The organism is Pseudoalteromonas sp. NJ631, assembly GCF_000276645.1.
Lineage (GTDB): Bacteria > Pseudomonadota > Gammaproteobacteria > Enterobacterales > Alteromonadaceae > Pseudoalteromonas > Pseudoalteromonas piscicida.
Window position 1 is genome coordinate 176,890 of record NZ_AKXJ01000006.1, and the last position, 18,945, is coordinate 195,834.

Sequence of the window (18,945 nt, forward strand, 5' to 3'; positions counted from 1 at the left end):
CAGCTTTTTATTTTTGACTAACCCGCTCTTTGACCGGGTAGTGATTTGCATTTTTTAGGCTTTGTAAGTCATCAAAACGTACTTCGTGCTGAGCCATAACTGGGCGTACTTTTTTACTTATCAATTGCCGAATATAAAACGGTTGATTAGGTACAAAGTGATGGATCGTGTGCGTACGGCCAAAATCAAAACAAAATAACTGAAACGGTAAAAACCAGCGACTGGTGATCACATGGGTCTGCTCTAACACATTACTCACGCCGCCATAATAATGCATTGAAGATGTGACGAGGTTTAAAGATGCTGAGCGGATCATATTAGGCACAATCAGCACCACCATTAAAAACTCAGCAACCGCTAGTAATTCAGCTCCCCACCTAGGTAATTCAAAAGGTTGTATAAATTGCAGCATGTAGTAAGCAATCACACCATATAAAGTCGCAAAATAAGCCGTGGCAAGCGGAAAACCAGCATTAAAGACCTGCAAAAACTTAAAACCCTTGATTTCTCGACTAAACCGCTTGGCATTAAATAATAAACCTAGCAATCCATCTGTAACCACCACAGCTCGCAACCAAGGAGATTGGATACCATTACCCACCAAGCGCTCTTCTAAGTCTTGTTCAGTACCAGACACTTTATGGTGATGTAAGTGGATCTTTCTACGATACCAAGGATTCACCGTATTTGGCCGCATTAGCCACACCGTCAACATCATAAAGTGATGTACAAATGGACGGTCACTAAAATACTGCTTGTGGATCAAATCGTGCTCAAGTTCATGAGAAATAGAGGTAATAAAAGCGGCCAACAGAATGCACAGCCACGAGGGAATAACGGCAAAATAGTAAAGCAACGCGACGCCAATTAGCGCACTTAACGACAACAGCAAAATCACCATAGCAATGCTGTTTTGCTGATTTAAAATAGGATAACGCGCTCTAAGCGACTGCTCTTCAGCTTTAATCGCCAAAACAATCGCTTTAATGTTCTGTTTCGCCGTTAATGTTGGCATAGATAACTTAATTCACCTTTTGATATCAAAATCATAGCGTAATCTCGCATTCCGGTATTGCCGTGGCAGCGGCTTTATGCCGCGACTGTTTTAAAACAGCAACGCAACGAAACCCCCAAGCTCCGCGCTTCTATTGATTATCGTCCATTTCACATTGTCGTAGCAGCGGCTTTATGTCGCGACAACTTTAAAACAGCAACGCAACACCTAAACTCCAAGCTTCTCTTGACTATCGTCCATTTCACATTGTCGTAGCAGCGGCTTTATGCCGCGACCGCTTTAAAACAGCAACGCAACGAAACACCCAAACTCCAAGCTTCTATTGATTATCGTCCATTTCATATTGTCGTAGCAGCGGCTTTACGCCGCGACAACTCTAAAACAGCAACACAACGCCTAAATTCCGAGTTTCTATTGATTTTCGTCCATCTCATATTGCTTCAATATAGCCAGCATGCTCTCTGGAATTGGCGATTTTTTCCCTGTTTTCATATTAAACATCACCACATTCGCATACCCCGTTGTGCATACTGCTTGCTGCGATTCACTAAACGCCTCATAGCGCATGGTAAAGCGATCTTCTTTGATATCGGTAATATATGAGCCAATATACAAGGTATCTGGAAACGTAACTGGCCGCTTATATTGCGCGTAAGTATCACGTAGAACCGGACTATGGGTGGGTTCTGATAATACCGAAAGTAAGCCCGTTTGAGTCAAAAAATCGATTCGCGCAGTTTCAAAATAGCGAAAATACGACACGTTATTCACATGCCCCAACGCATCCATTTCTCCCCACACCACATTCACTTTGGTGGTGATTGCAAACTTTTCTAAAAATTCCTGCATGATGTTGCCTTTAATTTTGTTTATTGAACTTGAGAGTAACAACTCATCGTACCAGCAGCAAGATTAACGAGATAGTTTAAAGACAACTTGCGGGGATAAGGAAGGAAAGGAAAGCCAGCACTTCGCAGTGCAACCTTAAAACACCCCGTAGGTCGCCATTTATGGCGACAAATAATGCTTCAGCACCTTTTGATCTCGACAAAGCGGCAGATATAAGCACACGGAAAAAGCTGGGTTTTATAGCTTTGCTCTTGCATTGTGCCCTACGTAGGTCGCCATTTATGGCGACAAGTAATGCTTCAGCTCCCTTTGTTTTCAGCGTCGCTTTAGATAGAAACACAATTCAAGCGAAATCCCTATCACTCAATCTCACAAAAAATTGACGCCTTTTCTGGGTTCAACAACCAAGATAAATACAAAATGAATTTTCTCAATATTTTCAATACATAACCAAACAGCAGAGCAATATTTACAAGCTTGGTTTAAAAAATGCATCTGAAATCAAAATCAGAATTAAACTTAAGCATGTCACCAATATGAACAAAAGCACAAATACAGTTTATGTGTTGAGCGGTTACGCCAAATGTGCCATCTCTCAGCAAGGAAAATACAAACCCGGTAACAAACACTCCATCGGCCTGCTAACCACAGACGAAAACTATGAAGATAACATCAATAAACTTGAGGCCTTTATTAAAGATTTAGGTTGGGAGTCCATTACGTTTTGCATGGTTGAAACTGTTAACGACATCAGCACCCTATCCAACGACGTTTTGGTATCCAGTTTTCTTAGAGCTCAGCAAAATGGCCAATCGTTAGTAGTAAACGATCTCCCCATTACCGTCCATTAAGGCGGTAAATGCACGCAACAAGGCCTGACTGTCAGCAATGGCGGCAAAAGCACTACGCAACTCTATTCCGATCTGAAGATGATCGGGTGGGAGCGGCTTCACGCCGTGATCTTTTGATGGTTGCCATTTAAGACTACAAACAATTTGTAGCAGCGACTTTATGTCGCGACTTGTTTTTGAATCCAGCCTTCAACTGTACCTTTTGTCGCTTCGCCGGCGAGGAAAAACCAAAGAGGCACATCATTTGTCGTCATAAATGGCGACCTACGTAGAGATTTAGTGTGAAGTCACAGTTATTAGTCGTTATAGAGATCGCGGCGTGAAGCCGCTCCCACAAACCAAGAAAAGAGCCAAATATGTGTCTTCACCAAATCCACACCCACAAAAAAGCCGCCCTTTTTACAAAGGGCGGCTTTTCAAAATTTGCTAAGTCGCGCTAAAGCGCGATTTACAAATGATCACGACAGATCTAATCGGAAACTCAGAGCCTTTATTTTTCAATAACTTAAGACAACCCTTGTTACAAACCTAGTTGGAAACTTTGCCCCTTTTTCTACTCAAAAATATTACAACATAAGCAAAAGTAGTCGGAAACTAGCCTGTACCCCTTGAAACATAAGGGTTTATGCTTATTCAGCCAATCTATTTAAAGCTTCTTTAAGTATTGAATTATCCAAATCTTTATCTAGATTAAACAATAGCCTTAAATCAGAGTTTATCAATGGATCGAGCTTATCTATGACGCAGCGACTCCAAGATTTCCAATGATCTAACTCTTCAGACGATAACTCTTTAACCAGTTCACTTGAAATGACTTGATTGATAAACTCTCTACATTCGTTGGCTCGTTGCCATTTTGAAAACATCCCAAGAAATAACTGAACCCGCTCTTGTTCACTTTTAATCGCGCGTTCAAGCTTCTCCTTGCGCTTACGTTCTTCGTTCCATTTTTGTTCTTGTATCTTCCGCTCTTCTTCTAATACTTTACTATGCTCGGCACTATGCGTTAAATTTTCTACAAAGGTGCCTAACTGGTTTTCGAGTGTAATCTTTGTATTGTCTTCAAATAACGACTTCATGCCTTGTGGCAATGGTGCATCAATCGTTAGCTGGAGGATTCCGCTAGGAACAAGAATGTTTTCTTTCCAAACCCACCGATTATGCTCTTTCTCCAACTTTTCTTTATCTGTCAATTCACGCTTCTTTTGCTTTAATCGCTCACGCAATCTAAACCGAATTTCGACATCATCGACGATTACTATATTCGTCAATCGTTTTTCATAGCGATGCCTATCAACCTTAACAATCCACCCATTAACATCGAACACCGAAATTAAACTGTGCAGGATATCAATCGCTCGGTCTTGTTGCTCTGAGGAGACATCAAGACGGAGTGCACTCGTGTCGTCAAATTGTTGGGTCATAATATAATCATATTCATGACGAGGCTTGGCTAACGATTGTTTTATTCCCTTAAGAAGTGGGTATCGGCCCAATGATTTTTTAGGTGGTGGCAACGGACAACTTTGTACCTTCGACTTCTCTCGTTTGTTACCTTGCAATGAAGATAAATCAATAAAACGGGATGCTGGTAAGTTGTCCGGTAATGGGTTAATCGATATGTTCTTACCAACCGCTTTTTGTGTCCAATAACCATTATGAGGGCGTGGTATGTCATGTTTATCACACAATTGACTCAGAGCATGTGGATCAATATGCCAATTCTCGGCTAGTGTTTTTAATGGCTTTTGCCAAACAGCTTCATATAGCTCAGCAATAGTAAGTTTAGTGACATACATTAGCTCAATGTCCTTATTACCAATAAGTTTGAGCTTAGCAAATGCTCAGCTAACTGCCTTTGTCTCGAATTACTTTTATTAATGAAGTAAATTTACCTAACAGGTATCAAACCTCTTTACCAAGCTCTATGTTTTCGTAGATAGCATTCTCGTCATAAAACAAATATTGCATACCAGAATCCATCGCTCCACTCTGAGCAATTGTGCCTTCGATACTCCCAATTCCTATCCATATTCCTGCCGAAACTAAACTCTTAACAATGTCTTCATCTTTTGGGACGATTTTAGGTTCTGGAGGCTGGCAAACTTCCGGCTTCATAAATTCAAAAAACGTTTTTGCAATCAAGTGCGGAACTTTCCATAGAGACTCAGCAAAGTACTGTTTATGTTTTATTTTTTGCCTTAAATTATAATCACTGACTTCAGATTTTCTTTGGAACAAAAGGTCCACAACATCTTTTAATTCATCAATCGCAAGAAAGCTGTAGTGCTGTTTAAGTACCTCGTACAGCTTGCCTTTAACTTCTTCAGTTTGTTCACTGAACTTTTTGGATAGCTCTATGACTCCATTTGCTCCTTTCAAGTAGTTAATGTCAATAACAAGCTTATAAGCGCTTCTTCCTCTGCTGGTATAATATTTAACGATGTCTTTACTGTCCGTCGCATATATCCCCGGTCCCAAAGGTTCTCCATTATTGTAGTTAAAAATCCTCTGTACAGAGATGTTAGGCACAGCTCCTCGATACAATACTGCTGGTATCATTTAGTTTATTTCTCCACGAATTTTGTTCGTTGTTCCACATATTCTGAAAGCGTTTTAAAAGGAAAGGGTAAAACCGTTGCTGACTTATTTCTCACATAATAAGTAGCTGTCAACTCGACACACTTTTGCTTCAAATAATCTGGGCCATCTAAAAAGCGAATGTGATTAAATTGTCCGCGACTGAACTTGAAACCACCTTTCGGAATGCCAACAAAATATGCAGAGTGTTCCGCATCGTAAAAATGACCTGTTTGTGATTCCAAATACTCGTTATGTTGCCCCTTGAGTGAATAATTTAACAAGATTCCAGTTTCCTCAAAGTATCCATCGAAAAATGATTTTTCAGCATTCGAGCGATATTGAATGCCTCCTTTTTTAAGTTCGTCTTTGTAGAATTCGACTTTGCTCGGAAATGTTTCCAATAAAAACTTGAGGCGTGATATTAATGGATCTCCAGACTTATTGTTTGCAGATAAAAATTTATCAATATAACCCCTAGTAATACCCTCAACACTGCTCTTTTCTAATTGATTGAGAATATCAAAAAGTACTGCCCCATCAGGGACTGCTGCAATACCCTCATGAACGATTGAGCATACTTGAGGCTCACCCGACCCCATATCGATTACATAATGCATCTTTTCGAAATAGCGCTGCCTTTCTGGTAACTCTATCCCTAAGTCATCAAAATAAAATTCATCACCTGACTCATACGTGAACTTCCCACCACTACACTTAAGAATATGATAAGTAACAGGGTCTTTCTTATATCGCTGTTCAACCGACACAAACCAATAATCATCATTGAACTCTTGGATCAAAAACTGGTTCTGTTTGCACTCCAGTTTAATCGCTATTTCTTTTATCCAAGTATCTATTAGAACCTTTAAAGCTTTGCTATCTTTAGTTATGACAGTTTTGTTGTAAGTACTTTGCACAACCTTGTTTTGACTATAAAAGGACTGTTTTTTATCTTCCAATCCAGCAGTTTCATATTCTGCCTTACTATCTAATACAACAAGTGTTGGCGTTTTATCATTAAGCTCATCATGAGAAATGAAGTTAACTTTTAGAGGCCATTCTTCATTTTGAAGCCTTCTAAAGCCTTCTTCAGACAGTGAAGCGTTAACAATGTTAATACCACCAACATTATTAACAACTTCATAAATTTTATTGTATACAGCTTTTATTTCTGCATTTCCGTAATGTTGTCTCCAATCCGCGCTAATCTGCTTTAAACTCATCTCAAATGCGCCGTTGAACACCTTGTTCATTAGAGTAACAAAATGATGTAACGCACCTGTTCTTGATTTTCTTAGGGAAATTGGCTTTTGTCCCGATATATCAACAGCATTACTTGTGAACTTCCCTTTTCCCGGACTATTGATCATCAGTGAACCGTTATTATCCCGCTTCAACATTCCAGTTGTCATGTCAAAAGAAAACTTAGGAGCTTGCTCAATTGCAGCTTGAGGTTTAAAAACTATATCAGTTGGACAAAAAACAGTCCCTTTAAGCTCAACAAACATTGAATCAAAACGAAGACTTTCTTTAATATCAACGCTTACACATTTATGAACGGTTTCATTTTTGAAAGTATCAGGCTCTAAATAAAAATATGTCTCACCCAACCCTGAAAAGACTTGCTCTCCAGATAACTTACCTAAGGCTCTAGTTAGCAAACGAGTTATCAATAGGTCATCACAATCTACGAAGTTTGATAATACAAATCCAATATCAGAAAGTTTCTTTGGTGCGTCTGCACCTTTATTTAAAAGTATCCAATATTTCCCACCATGTGAGATTAAACCAAGTGGTGAAGTGTGTTTGTCAATTTTAGAGAGCCGTTTCCCCCAACTTAATTGCTGAGCCTCTGCGCTGAAACTGATTTGGTAAAGATCGAATAATTGGGCTAATTCAGCATGTTTAATGACCACATCGATTAAAGTTGTAAGGCTTCTACTCATTTACTAAGTCCTTTTAAAGTCTCCAGAAAATTTAATAATTGTTCCATTGGCGGGATATTTGATTGACCCGTATTGATATCGATTATACCGGGCACATCTAGAACATCGGCTTCAAGTAAACTAGCTGATTCAACAAGCACCCCGTCACTAAGTGAAAAATTTGATCCTTTTATTGTACTTCCTTCTTCATAAGACACGTTGATATACATCGCTTGCATTTGCTTGCCCTTGAAAGGCTCTGGCATTTCTTTCTTTATGTTTTCCAGCTTAACTTTGCACTTTTCCAACGTGTCATCCCTTTGTAAGCATGATTTTTCAACATCCCAATGCTTTACATCAATCAATAAAATTCTATTGCCAACTTCTAAAAAGCCATCAAACCACTCAACAGTGCCTTCTGGCATTTCTTCTACCTTGTAACCAAACTCATTTAATATGGAAAAAACAGCTTCTTCTCCCAATGCGCCCATGTATATATCGAACATAGCAGGTGCGATTAGGTATTCATGTTTTCCAAATGAGGTTGCGAATCCTCTTTTATCGAAGTGTACCTTGACAGCTTTGTTCTGCATTAGAACATCCAACTTCGCAGATAAGCCTGATACGATTTTCTGACCAACATAATCGTCAGAATTTATAAATACCTGCGTTACCCCGTTTTCGTCCTTATAGTCAATATGATAACTATAACTCCCCAAAACTTCAGACCGAATGAAGTATCTATTTGGCTCTCCAATTGGCATTTCTGGTGCTGTTGGAGTTTGGAGTACTAATCTTCTCAATCGATTATATTGACCAATTGCATCACTATTTTGATGACGGTAAACACTCGTAATTAACCTTTGAATATGTGCGTGATTCCGGCTCGCTTTAGCCGAGTATGAATGGGTTAATTTCTGTTTTGCCTGATAACTACACTCAGACTTTATTTTCGAAATTAGACAAGAATACTCAACGGATAAATAAGATAGATCTCGGTTATCTGATGCTAATGTTTGAATGAAGTCAAACTCAGCATCAAACATGATACTTATCTCTTTCTGCTTTAATTCAGTTCTACACATCCGCCCCAACGCCTGCTCAATATACCTAAATACGGCATACCTATAATCGTCAGTATCCTTATAAAAACCAATTAAAGAACTAACTGTCATTCCCTTGGCATTGGTAGCAATGAACTTATTCAAAATTGGTTTCACATCATTGGCAACAATGACCTCTTTTTCATGGAGCATTAATGCATCGTGGATATTTTTCTTGACTGCTAGACTTCTATCTTCTGCTTGTTGGTCTTCAAAAATAAAACTACCAATAAGGCTTTTAGGTTGCTCAATATATATTGAGTCGATGTCCGTCTTGTTTTGAAGCGGCGGCTCACCTTCTGGACCTATATATATAAAGTCATCAATGTTGTTAACTTTGTATGATGGTGATAACCCAGCACCAGTAGCCTGATAATTAGTTATTACTACAACTTTTTCTTCTGAATCCTCTAGTAATTGCAAAACCGAGTTAAACTTCTCATTTCTAAAAGAGGCGGCGTTTATGTTTTCAAAAATTCTGACGCCATACTTACGTCCTACAAACTCCATAAATCTAAAAAATTCATGTCCTTTGTAGCTGTTATTCAACATGCAGAAAAGATATCTATTAGAACGATGTTCTGAAAACCTTTTAATAGCACCTATTAACTTGTTCACCCTGTTTTTGGCGAACGAGATTGACTTAGGAGAGGCTTCTAACAATTGACATAATCTATTTTCTAACATCAATTCATCAATGTTGCTCCCCAAAAACTCTTTGTAGAGAAAATCAACGCCACCGCGTAGTTCGTTTTCAGAGATGGGTTGCACATCAATATTAACCTGCTGCTCTTTATAACGACGCTTTGATAAATACTCTTGTTGTATTCCTTGTTTTTGACGTTCACTTAACTGCTTAAATTTATCACCTAATACATTTCTAAGGTAAGGTAAATCAAAATTATGGATTGCTGTAGGGCTAGTAGCTGTAGCGCTTATGCCTAGTATTTTTGCTCCCTCTAATACCCAGTTTGCGAGCAACCCTGTAGGCGTCAATGCCAACTCAAAAGTCGCCGCTGTCGCAGTATTGTCTAATTCACTAAATTTACTAATCTTTGTTATTTCAAAACCGCTATCATGATAGCTATACGACTTGTAGTCTTTTTGTACTCGAAAACTCAATCGAGCACTCAATAAAGAAATGACATCTTTGCTTAGCTCCGCTAAGCCAAAATGGTTTAGTACTTTAACAATAAGATCTTCGGTTGAGTATGGCTTACTACCTTCAGTTTTACGTAAATTGTTCGACAAAGTATTTGTGGCACTGAGCATAGCATTACAAAAAGAACGAACAACCTGACTTGCATTGTTCACATATGTGATTGAACTTTTATTCCCTCCAGCTCCAATTTCATGTGAACCATTAATTTCGTCAATTTTAGAATTAAGTTTATCATGCTTAAAATTAATCGTGTGCAACGACATTCTGTCAGATAGCATGGTGAACACTCTATTTTGGTTTTCTATGCCTGCCTGAATCGTCGCGTCATTAATATATGGTCGAAGATTTACGTTCCATTTGGTATCAAACTCTCTTAATTGTTCTCTGAACTTGCTAAAGCTCTTTTCGACATCATTAAATTCATCATCGCCTTGGACCTTGAAGCTTTGAAAACTCGAATAAAGTCTTCTAACCAGTGATATGACATCAAAATCTTTCCCGCCCTTTAATAGGTGATTAAGAAACTCACCTTGTTGGCGATCAAATTCATCGATTATGATCAACGAATCTTTTAATACATCACTAACCCTGTAATTCTTATTAAGTGCATGCCAAGGATATAATAGCTTCGCCGTCGTCATAAAAATAACTTGGGTTGAATCTTCATCTATTCGACTTGCAGGGAACAACTTTTCTAGCACTCCATTTACAGCGGAAGATGCCGAAAATTCTTTTTTATTTAATTTATCCTTGAATATTGATTGAATCGTTCTAAATAGCTTACTGTAGCGCTCACTCAATTCATCATTCAACTGCTGATTGTTTAATGACTGTGCTGCTTGTGTCAGTATTTTATTACTGTCTCTTAGCGTACTAATCTTGCGGTAATGTGCTCCTTCAACTTCTCCAAGCAATACTTGCCAATCATCTTCATCAAGCAATTTAACTGAGCTTTCTTGAGAAGGAATGTGAATAACATTTTTAAGCAATTGTTTTTTTTGCGATGATGAAAGCTCATCATGAGAGCTGACCCTTTGCATCAGCTCCTCATAAGCTTCAGTGACATTTACCCTTAGATTAGTGGTATAGATAATTTTCTTGCTAGAGTCACTGATTAAATGCTCCAACTGAAGCTCTGTAGCTTGATAGGTTTTTCCTAAGCCTGTTTGGGCATCTACTAGAGCAATGAAACCATCTTCTTGTCTTACAATTTCAGGGCCAGCAAGGTCAATATATGCTTTATAAAGTTCGCTTTCCATTTAGTTATATCCTCGAATTTAAAGCTTTGTGAGTACCGCCCACAGAACTTATGTATATAAGCTCCTTCCAATAGAGCAACTTACAAGCCAATCAAAATATCGATAAAAATCAACATCTTAAACACACAAAGAGAACCAATAACGTAAAAATACTTACATTATGGTAATATTATTTATAAATTTATAATTTTTCCGACTAATACTTTAGAGATAGGTAGTTGTTTAAATTCAGATCTAATGTTTCAATGAACAACTTTATTTATCTGAAGTGACCAGAGGATCTCGATATACATAACCCAAGGCAACAGTATCGAAATCAACAAAAGCCTGATAAACATCCCTTAAAAATGCAAAATTTAAATTCGACATCGTTACTCCTTCAACTCTTATAACTAGCGCCAATCACTACAGAAACTTGCTTTAAGATCTGCAATTAATTCAGGAGCATCCCCTTCACACGTTAACCCGAAGAAGGTAGCAGCCCGCGTCGCACCTACGTAGAGGTATTTGTCAAACAGCTCTGGTTTTTTATTAGCGAGAGTATCAACACCGACAAAAAATACGGCTTCGAACTCAAGCCCTTTAATGTGTTGGACATCAAATACTCTCACATCATTAGCTTCACCTAACGATTTGCCGCCAACACAGGCTTCCGCACGAATATTGTGATCTTCCAACTCATTTGTTAATGCATCAGCCATTGGTATCACTTCATCTTCATGATTGACCAATATCGCTATTGTTGGTAACCCTTCAACTTGCTGCCCAACCTTTCTCTCAACCTCAAGGATACGGTCTTTTAACCAGCTAACACATTCACCTGTTGAATGAGTGTTTTCAATAATAACGGGGGAAACACCTTTATGATTGGCGTTTTTTGGTAGTTGTCCAACAAAGTCAATATCGCCTTTCATCCCCATTAATAGCTCTTTGGCAAATTGATTCAATAATTCACTCTGTCGATAAACCACATCAATTTTTTCTGTTTTTAACTTTGGTGAAATCCAATTTAGTTGCTCAGTACTCTGTGTTCCAAGCTCAGTTATACGCTGATTAAAATCACCACATGCGAAAAAAGAACCGATAGATGGCTCAGATAATGACTCCATACAGGCTAATTGAATCGGTGAAAAGTCAGTTGCTTCATCAACTAAGATTTGATTTTTAAAGCTGCTTGCTACTGATTGAATTGCACTGAACCCAGAGCTTTCCATTTTTTGCTGAACAAATCGCTCTTTTAGCAGTGCTCTAGCTATTTTTAAATTAGCAAGAATGAGAATGTCTAACTCACACTGTTCAATATAGTTTGGTTTTGAAGGCGTGCTTTCAAACCAGTTCCTAAATACATCTTCTGATTTTCGGAACAAGCGATAACTGCGTGAGATCCCTTTTAAATATCTGACTTCAGCGTTCTTAAACTTTCTTAGCTCAGTCATGATGACAGTTGAACTACCAAGTTCAATAAGGTCATCTTGATTAGGTAGACGCTCACCTAACCAATCAATAATAGTGGTTGATAAACTTCCCTTAGGAAGGCTTCGCTTTAAGAATTTAGCTTTACCAAGCGCTAGGATTGCTTTTTTGTAATCACTGTACGCTTGCTGCTGAGCGGTCGTAATTACTTCATCCTCATCGTCTTCATCAAATTCTTCATTTTCTGAATCTTGCAGTTTCGCACTTTTCCAATCATTGATAACGTCTGTTAGCTCCTCAATAAACTGCTTATTTTTATTAAATTGAAGAGCTAGGTAGCCTCTAAGATCCTTGTCTGTCCCAGCTTTTATTTCTTCAATGGTTTGAGTAATGCCAGCTTGATATTTCTCAAGCTGACGATAAAACTCAATTAGGTTATTTTCAGTTAGTCGGTCCTTAATGCCTAATAAACCACTACATATATGCTTTAATCTTTCGTTTTCAAATGACGACAGTTGTTCTATGCTTGAACTTAATTCATCAGCCACACGGACCTGATGAAATGATATGAAATCTTCGTATACGGTAGGCAAACTACTTCTTGCACTAATATTTAAATAGCAATCAGGTTTTAAAATAAACCCACTACTATTGCCTGATTGTAAAATCGAAAGCGTGTTCCGTCCCAAAATATTACTATAGTTATCCCACGTTTTAAGCTGGTCATTAGATGCTGGAACTTGCTCTTTAGCGAAAGCTTCTTTCAAATAGTGTTTGAGTAGATCCGTTGGAGTAAACATGACCCAGCTCGTTTTATGACGAGCCTCACCTGATTCTAACTTGTTAATTTTCGCTTTTTCAGAGGGGTCTAACAGATCAATATCTAGCTTTTGACCCAGACGCTTAATAAGCGTTGTTGTTTTACCCGTTCCCGGAGGCCCCAAGATTATTAACTGGCTCTCTAGCGGCAATCTAAATATTTCAGATTGAATTTTATCTAGAATTGGTTGATCTCTTAGGCTCATGGCCATTCTAACTTGATGGGCAACACCTGAAACCACACCACCGTCAGGTTGGTCTGAAAGAAGTAAATCTAAAGATGTCGTATCAGATAGATCAATTTCATTTTCAAAAAGCTTTCTAAGTGATGGAGCAATTGTGCTCACATCTTCATCTTCTGACGTAAAAACTGAATAACTGGAATCCCAATTGTTTTCGACTTTACTAGGCTTAATAGTCAAAGTTTCGATTACTTCAACCAACTGAAGTTGGCCGTCAATAGGTACTTTATACTCATCTCCAACATTTAGTGATGCAAGATGCCCTTTAGGTGAACCATAACTGGCTAACTCTTTATCATCGTTCAGCTTAATCGAGCCTTTCCTAGCAACGTATAACGTTCTTCGTTGCTCACCGTCATCATAAATGATTCTGGCAATAGCTGGTTCATCTTGCAGAGCTTGATTGGCAGCTGCAACAGAACTAGAAATTCTATCCATGCTACTTACAGCACCAGTGTCATTAAAAGTATTAATGACCGCTAAATGAGATGAGGAGTTGGAGCTATCAGATTGAGATGAAGAAATTTGCGCTTTATCAGCGATTTCCTTTAATACATCCACTGTTTCATTAGCTAATTTCTTTAAATTGGGATTAACATCCATCTACCGTACTCCTTGTGAAAAACTGGTGCTCTTTAACTTCGAGGCGTTCTGTTAAATATCTGGACGAACAAAATATTATTGATATTCAATTAAATTTTGTTTTATCTTCCGTAACTATTTATCAGCTTATCGATTTAATTTATAAACATTACAAGAAAGAAGCAACTCTAAATGGCTTTTTACTAGTAAAAATAATCAGTTACAAAGTGAATACTTCAACCATTAATCTTCACTAATGAAATGTTCAACTGCGACATCACAACTGCCTTTTTTAAGCAATTCGGCAAAGCACGGAGTGCACCATGTACCCAGAGCCTCACCATAGTCTGGCTCAATCAAATTAGACGAGACAATAGTCTCTCTGGTATAGCTAATGCTATGTACTCGCTCACCTACATGTATTGGTCTGCCGCAGCCGAAGCAATTGCAAAAAGTTTCTTGGTTTAAATCACTCATATCTTCTCCTAAATTATTTCGCTAAACCTGTTTGAATTGGTTATGCATGTTAACTATTAGAGAGCAAACATTAGACCAAATTAAACCTCAATAATTTCAATAAGTTGAAATTAAACAATATACGAAAATGTAAAAATAATTACCTAATAGTAAATTTATTTATGTAGCTCAATGTGAAATTTGCCCAGTATGGTCATTAAGCTGCTGAATCTCCTGTGGACTAAACCCATTTCTAAGCAATTCAAAATCACGTAACTGAATAACCGAATGCTTTCCATCACCCAGTGTCTGATAAAGGCTACCACTGTGCGTTCTTATCAACTGGCTATTTGGGAGCCTCTCTATGATCCTTGACGTACATATGTAATCGCCATTAAAAAATCTAAATGTCGTATCCTCAACACATGTTGCCCAGAGCACGTCACCAATGTGCTCGTCTTTATCCATTACTGAAACAATTTGCCAATCTGAAACGATAGTATTCATGCGCTGAACTCCTAGTTAGGTTGTCCAACAATAGTAAAAAAGACTCGGTTAAAAATATAATGAAAGCATGGATCTAATCCTTAACTAATTTTTACCTATTGAATTTTCGAGAATTTTAGCTGCCTCTTTCATTGTCTCAGGCAACTTCTTAGAATCATGAAGCAACCAGCCATGTCCGCCGATTGCTCTATCCAACTCAGATAATGATTTGAATGTCCCCGGTGAACACTTAACTTTTATAGCGAGGAATGTGTCTCTTGCGGCCCAATCGACAGATGGGTAATACTTTTGGGTTTGTGGCGATGGTAAGTTTTTATACAGCCACTCGCGGTCATTCTTGTAAAGCCACATATAGCAACTAAATGAGCGTTTTAATTCATTTCGCGTAATTTGAGGATTGGTCTCAATAGCTTGCAATAGAGCACTGCGGTTTTTGGCTCTTCGTTTTGCCATGACCAAATGATGACGCCAATGAGATAAACCTTGGTGGCTTTGAATAAGTTGCTCAACAGTGCTAACCGATACATCATGATGTTTTGCAATATCAGCTCTATGCCATCCAACAAATGCTTTTCGCCAAACATCTCGCTCTATATCATCGGTTAACTTCCATCGACGTCGATCAATTTCGTAATTATTACGAAGTGCGAGTTGTTTTACGTAGCCAACTGACACTCCTAAGCTAGCGCTTATCTTTCTCAGGCTGCTGCCATCATCAAGAAGCTTAAATACATTACTTTCCAATGCTGAGTCTTGCTGCTTTAAAGGCTCATAAGCGGTTTTGGGTGCTTTACTCAAAGCAAAAAAATCTTCGGGTGATTTTGCGAGATAAGCCATTAGCAAAACGTGTTTTAAATAATGGACTGGGCGTCGCTCATGAATGATATCCGCCACATAATTAAAGTTACACAACTCAAGAGGTATCAGTTCTTCAGTAGCTTCAAATAGCTCTTTCCAATAGTTAAACAATTCATCTACCAAAAAACGCATTCTTATGTGTCCACATTTGGTTAAAAAGCCTTTTATCGTCAACCACTCGGTATACAAATCAATCACGCTACGAGGCAGTTTGTCATCCTGAAGTAAACGGTATAATTTAGTAACAAAGATTGATAGGCGGACTGCTTTATCATTTGGTTCCAATAAGATTGGTTCACCGCCTTCTGGCAAACAGTAGTGTCTATTAATACCTCCTTCCCCTGAATTTAGATAAAGTAATGGTTCTCCATGCTCAGGGCAGTGGCTTACAGCGTATAGTTGATGTTCGATTCGCCAAGGTAATGTACCTAACTTGTCAAAAGACTCTTCGATACACTTTGTGCAATATCGGTGTTGTTTGGCTAATCGCAGCGATGATTGAGCTTGCAATGAATAACTCGTAATCAACTGTCCCTTTGGTGATAAGAGTACTTTCTTTAGCTTAGAAGCTTGGTTTGACAATGAAAACGCGTAGAGAGGATAACCTGTCGCATGAGAAAGCAAGTATTCAGGCTCTACGTTGAAGAATTGCGCTATCGCCTTGATATTATTGGGTAAAACGGAATGAAGCCGCACGTGTGTGCGGCCAAATATATCTAAATTTGTCTGTTTCCAGCTCCGATTACCGCTGGCAACATGGTAATTAGTGATCAATCCATAAATTGACTCACCTTTCATATAATGCGAATAACTGAAGCTAGGCATAACATCAAGCTGCCATTGTGTTACCGAGCATTTCATCTAAAAAATGCCAAATGACAGCTATTGCAACAGGGTGAAGCGGCAAACCAGTAGAATACTGGTCATAGACACGCGCACCCTTGAATGCAGGGCATTTTAATCCCTGCTTTAGCTCCTTTATCGTATGTAAATAAACTCGTAACTCATCTGCACCATAAAAGTCGATAACATCTCTATAAAATGCTCTTATCGAGGCTCTAGTAACATCAAGCTCAATATCGTCTTGCCTTATCCCCAAATAATATTGAACCCTTGAAGCGAGTTGCTGCTGCGATATACTTAACCGCCCATAAGCCATTTCTAAACAAAGTGACTCAACAGCAGGCATGCTCGGCGATGTAAGTATCATATCGCGATCAAACTCACTTCCGCATTTCATACAATGCCCATCTGGTGGTGGGATTGGCTGCTGTTTCAATTGGCCTATCTCATTTCCACATGAATTACACTTTGAGACCAACACACACTTGTGCTTCGAACAGTGTTTCACGCCGGGAACTTGGTGATCACGATGGTAATAAGAGATACCAAAACTTTCGATATCCTCCTTTACACACTCAGAGCACCAACGCCAAGGTTGTGCCAGCTCACTACCTTTTATGTTAAAAGTAACGTTCTTTGAAAGACTGCGGTGATGTTCAAGCTCATCTTGAGAAATGGATGAATTGAGCATATTGAAGCATGTATGCTTAGCGTGAACATCACTAGGAGCCAGTTTTAACACTTCTATCAGCTTTTCAAAATCCCGACTAATGAATACGCCCGGAAGATGTCGATAATGTGTTAATTGCCATTCCTGACGCATAGCACTAAAGTCCCTAAAGCTACTCATGACATATGAACGACCAACTAAACCAAATAAATCTTCGCCGGGAAGTAGTTTTTGTAACTGCTCCATTAAGAATTCCCCCGGATAACACTAGGTTTTGGACCTGAGCCTGATTTCAATAACGTTTTCGCTCCAATTTTTGCAGCAAGCTTTGCATCCATTACAGGTACTTTTGACCGTTTTGATTTAACTTTTACCTTACGCACTTTTTCTAACTCATTTTCGACTTTTGCGTCCGCTTCCTTGTCCGTGTCTGATATCGTTTGCTCCCTCTTGTCCTTATCCCGATTTTTTAACTCAGACTCAGATTCCGCCAACTGCTCAGAGACCTCTTTATTAATCTCAACTAAGTCGGCTAAGGGCGCTAAGTCTTCATATAAGTGGTACTTTTCATTTTTAAGAGCCTTTAAAGGCTTTTGAAGCGCCGAAAACTGCTGACGGAATACGTGAGATAAAGCCTTTATCGTCACGCCTTGCTGACCTTTGTCAAACTTAGACATATGAGTCAATGTTGCTCGCATTAAACTAATCGCGATAGCAGGGATACCTCGTATGAGGGTATGCAGGTGACGCTTTAAGTGATCTTCAGGATCATGTTTTCCATCCAACAATTGACTTAGATTTATTTGGTTGAAGAATCTGTTCCAAAAGTCACCTTCGACATCTACCCCTAACAGTAAAAGACTCCCATCAATTAGGGTTCGGCGGCTAATAGTTACGTCTTTACCAAATAGCTTTAACGTCGATAACGTGCCAATAAAAAAGAGCGGTACGCCTATGCGGTTAAAGATCTCCTCGATGAATTTAATTGAAGTTTTCTCATTGCTAATTAAGACTTTGTTGTCATTATCAGCAGCAACATTTGGCGCAATATTCTGTGCCTCATCAATAACTAATATGCCAACATTGTGTTTAAGCATTAATTTACGAACTAAACGAATAAGATCATCAACAGAATCGCCATTTTTCACATCACGTGTTAAATATGGAATTTTAGTAGCGACTTGGATAGCTTCTATCACGGTCTTTAGAAATGCTTTTTGCCCTTTACGATTATGAATTTGCACATAGAGGTAAGGGATTTGATGCTCCTCAATTTCTATTTCATTACCATCAGGGTCGATGTAGGTTGAATGATAAAGCACTTGCGGTATTAGCTTTAATATACGAACCATCAAGGAAGTTTTTCCGGCACCGCTTAGGCCCGCAAGCAAAAAGCTTCCGTTTGCTCTTAGCATAGAGTCGATGTCCTGACCCGTAATCGCTTTCAGATGAAACGCCTCCTGCTGATTTTTTCCATCTTGATGAACAGCCGTTATCATTTGGTTCTTAAATGCCGCATCAGCAGGGTTTCTATTTTTGTACCCCGCCTCAATCATTCGACGCAGCTTCTCATACAAAGCGTAAACTTCATCACGAGCAATATAACATTCAGCCAAGTTATCTATGGCGCTTCGGATATAATAATTGTGGTATTGAACAGGAACATCGTTTAACGTTCCCAGTTGCGTAACACCGTCATCGCATGCCTTTTCAACTTCTTCCTGTAACATTGGGTATCCTAACCCTTCAATTAAAGGGTTGCCTTTGCAGCTAGGGTTTGGATGTGAAATATATGTAATATTTGTCAT

13 protein-coding genes are annotated in these 18,945 nt (G+C 38.7%); 1 reads left to right on the plus strand and 12 read right to left on the minus strand.

Annotation, left to right across the window (positions count from 1 at the left end; genetic code table 11):
- Positions 1-7 precede the first annotated feature (7 nt).
- Both A587_RS0112550 and A587_RS0112555 read right to left on the minus strand, forming a co-directional pair.
- A complete protein-coding gene (locus tag A587_RS0112550; protein ID WP_017217894.1) occupies positions 8-1,015 on the minus strand; it encodes a fatty acid desaturase in 1,008 nt (335 codons plus the stop codon).
- Between the two features lie 411 nt (positions 1,016-1,426).
- The gene (locus tag A587_RS0112555) at positions 1,427-1,864 is read right to left on the minus strand and encodes an acyl-CoA thioesterase (protein ID WP_017217895.1); all 438 of its coding nucleotides are present in this window, start codon (positions 1,862-1,864) and stop codon (positions 1,427-1,429) included.
- Between the two features lie 536 nt (positions 1,865-2,400).
- Here A587_RS0112555 and A587_RS0112565 point away from each other — a divergent pair.
- The gene (locus A587_RS0112565) at positions 2,401-2,715 is read left to right on the plus strand and encodes a hypothetical protein (protein ID WP_017217897.1); all 315 of its coding nucleotides are present in this window, start codon (positions 2,401-2,403) and stop codon (positions 2,713-2,715) included.
- Between the two features lie 629 nt (positions 2,716-3,344).
- On the opposite strand, the gene A587_RS0112575 is transcribed toward A587_RS0112565, so the two are convergent.
- The 10 genes from A587_RS0112575 to A587_RS0112625 all read right to left on the minus strand — a co-directional run bounded on the left by A587_RS0112575 (position 3,345) and on the right by A587_RS0112625 (position 18,945).
- Positions 3,345-4,514 carry a hypothetical protein gene (locus A587_RS0112575; RefSeq protein ID WP_017217899.1) on the minus strand — a complete coding sequence of 390 codons (1,170 nt, stop codon included), beginning with the start codon at positions 4,512-4,514 and terminating at the stop codon, positions 3,345-3,347.
- Between the two features lie 106 nt (positions 4,515-4,620).
- On the minus strand, positions 4,621-5,277 hold the full coding sequence (locus A587_RS0112580) for a hypothetical protein (RefSeq protein ID WP_010607304.1): 657 nt from the start codon (positions 5,275-5,277) through the stop codon (positions 4,621-4,623).
- Between the two features lie 5 nt (positions 5,278-5,282).
- A complete protein-coding gene (locus A587_RS0112585) occupies positions 5,283-7,244 on the minus strand; it encodes a hypothetical protein (RefSeq protein ID WP_017217900.1) in 1,962 nt (653 codons plus the stop codon).
- Complete coding sequence (locus tag A587_RS0112590; protein WP_017217901.1) at positions 7,241-10,747, minus strand: DEAD/DEAH box helicase family protein; 3,507 nt, start codon at positions 10,745-10,747, stop codon at positions 7,241-7,243. Before A587_RS0112590 ends, A587_RS0112585 begins: the two co-directional genes overlap by 4 nt.
- A gap of 392 nt (positions 10,748-11,139) precedes the next feature.
- A complete protein-coding gene (locus A587_RS0112600; protein ID WP_017217903.1) occupies positions 11,140-13,824 on the minus strand; it encodes an ATP-binding domain-containing protein in 2,685 nt (894 codons plus the stop codon).
- Positions 13,825-14,046: 222 nt separating this feature from the next.
- Positions 14,047-14,280, minus strand: a complete 234-nt coding sequence (locus A587_RS0112605; protein WP_017217904.1) for a hypothetical protein — start codon at positions 14,278-14,280, stop codon at positions 14,047-14,049.
- 168 nt (positions 14,281-14,448) lie between these two features.
- The gene (locus tag A587_RS0112610) at positions 14,449-14,766 is read right to left on the minus strand and encodes a hypothetical protein (protein WP_017217905.1); all 318 of its coding nucleotides are present in this window, start codon (positions 14,764-14,766) and stop codon (positions 14,449-14,451) included.
- 84 nt (positions 14,767-14,850) lie between these two features.
- Positions 14,851-16,485 carry a TnsD family Tn7-like transposition protein gene (locus tag A587_RS0112615; protein ID WP_017217906.1) on the minus strand — a complete coding sequence of 545 codons (1,635 nt, stop codon included), beginning with the start codon at positions 16,483-16,485 and terminating at the stop codon, positions 14,851-14,853.
- On the minus strand, positions 16,454-17,383 hold the full coding sequence (locus A587_RS0112620) for a TniQ family protein (protein ID WP_017217907.1): 930 nt from the start codon (positions 17,381-17,383) through the stop codon (positions 16,454-16,456). The genes A587_RS0112615 and A587_RS0112620 overlap by 32 nt, the downstream gene beginning before the upstream one ends.
- A complete protein-coding gene (locus A587_RS0112625) occupies positions 17,383-18,945 on the minus strand; it encodes an ATP-binding protein (protein ID WP_017217908.1) in 1,563 nt (520 codons plus the stop codon). Before A587_RS0112625 ends, A587_RS0112620 begins: the two co-directional genes overlap by 1 nt.

What these genes read in the sequence shown, in the direction of transcription:
- A587_RS0112550 (WP_017217894.1), bottom strand. Translation starts at nt 1,015, where the DNA reads ATGCCAACATTAACGGCGAAACAGAACATTAAAGCGATTGTTTTGGCG.
- A587_RS0112610 (WP_017217905.1), bottom strand. Translation starts at nt 14,766, where the DNA reads ATGAATACTATCGTTTCAGATTGGCAAATTGTTTCAGTAATGGATAAA.
- A587_RS0112600 (WP_017217903.1), bottom strand. Translation starts at nt 13,824, where the DNA reads ATGGATGTTAATCCCAATTTAAAGAAATTAGCTAATGAAACAGTGGAT.
- A587_RS0112555 (WP_017217895.1), bottom strand. Translation starts at nt 1,864, where the DNA reads ATGCAGGAATTTTTAGAAAAGTTTGCAATCACCACCAAAGTGAATGTG.
- A587_RS0112625 (WP_017217908.1), bottom strand. Translation starts at nt 18,945, where the DNA reads ATGACAAATATTACATATATTTCACATCCAAACCCTAGCTGCAAAGGC.
- A587_RS0112605 (WP_017217904.1), bottom strand. Translation starts at nt 14,280, where the DNA reads ATGAGTGATTTAAACCAAGAAACTTTTTGCAATTGCTTCGGCTGCGGC.
- A587_RS0112575 (WP_017217899.1), bottom strand. Translation starts at nt 4,514, where the DNA reads ATGTATGTCACTAAACTTACTATTGCTGAGCTATATGAAGCTGTTTGG.
- A587_RS0112620 (WP_017217907.1), bottom strand. Translation starts at nt 17,383, where the DNA reads ATGGAGCAGTTACAAAAACTACTTCCCGGCGAAGATTTATTTGGTTTA.
- A587_RS0112585 (WP_017217900.1), bottom strand. Translation starts at nt 7,244, where the DNA reads ATGAGTAGAAGCCTTACAACTTTAATCGATGTGGTCATTAAACATGCT.
- A587_RS0112565 (WP_017217897.1), top strand. Translation starts at nt 2,401, where the DNA reads ATGAACAAAAGCACAAATACAGTTTATGTGTTGAGCGGTTACGCCAAA.
- A587_RS0112580 (WP_010607304.1), bottom strand. Translation starts at nt 5,277, where the DNA reads ATGATACCAGCAGTATTGTATCGAGGAGCTGTGCCTAACATCTCTGTA.
- A587_RS0112590 (WP_017217901.1), bottom strand. Translation starts at nt 10,747, where the DNA reads ATGGAAAGCGAACTTTATAAAGCATATATTGACCTTGCTGGCCCTGAA.
- A587_RS0112615 (WP_017217906.1), bottom strand. Translation starts at nt 16,485, where the DNA reads ATGAAATGCTCGGTAACACAATGGCAGCTTGATGTTATGCCTAGCTTC.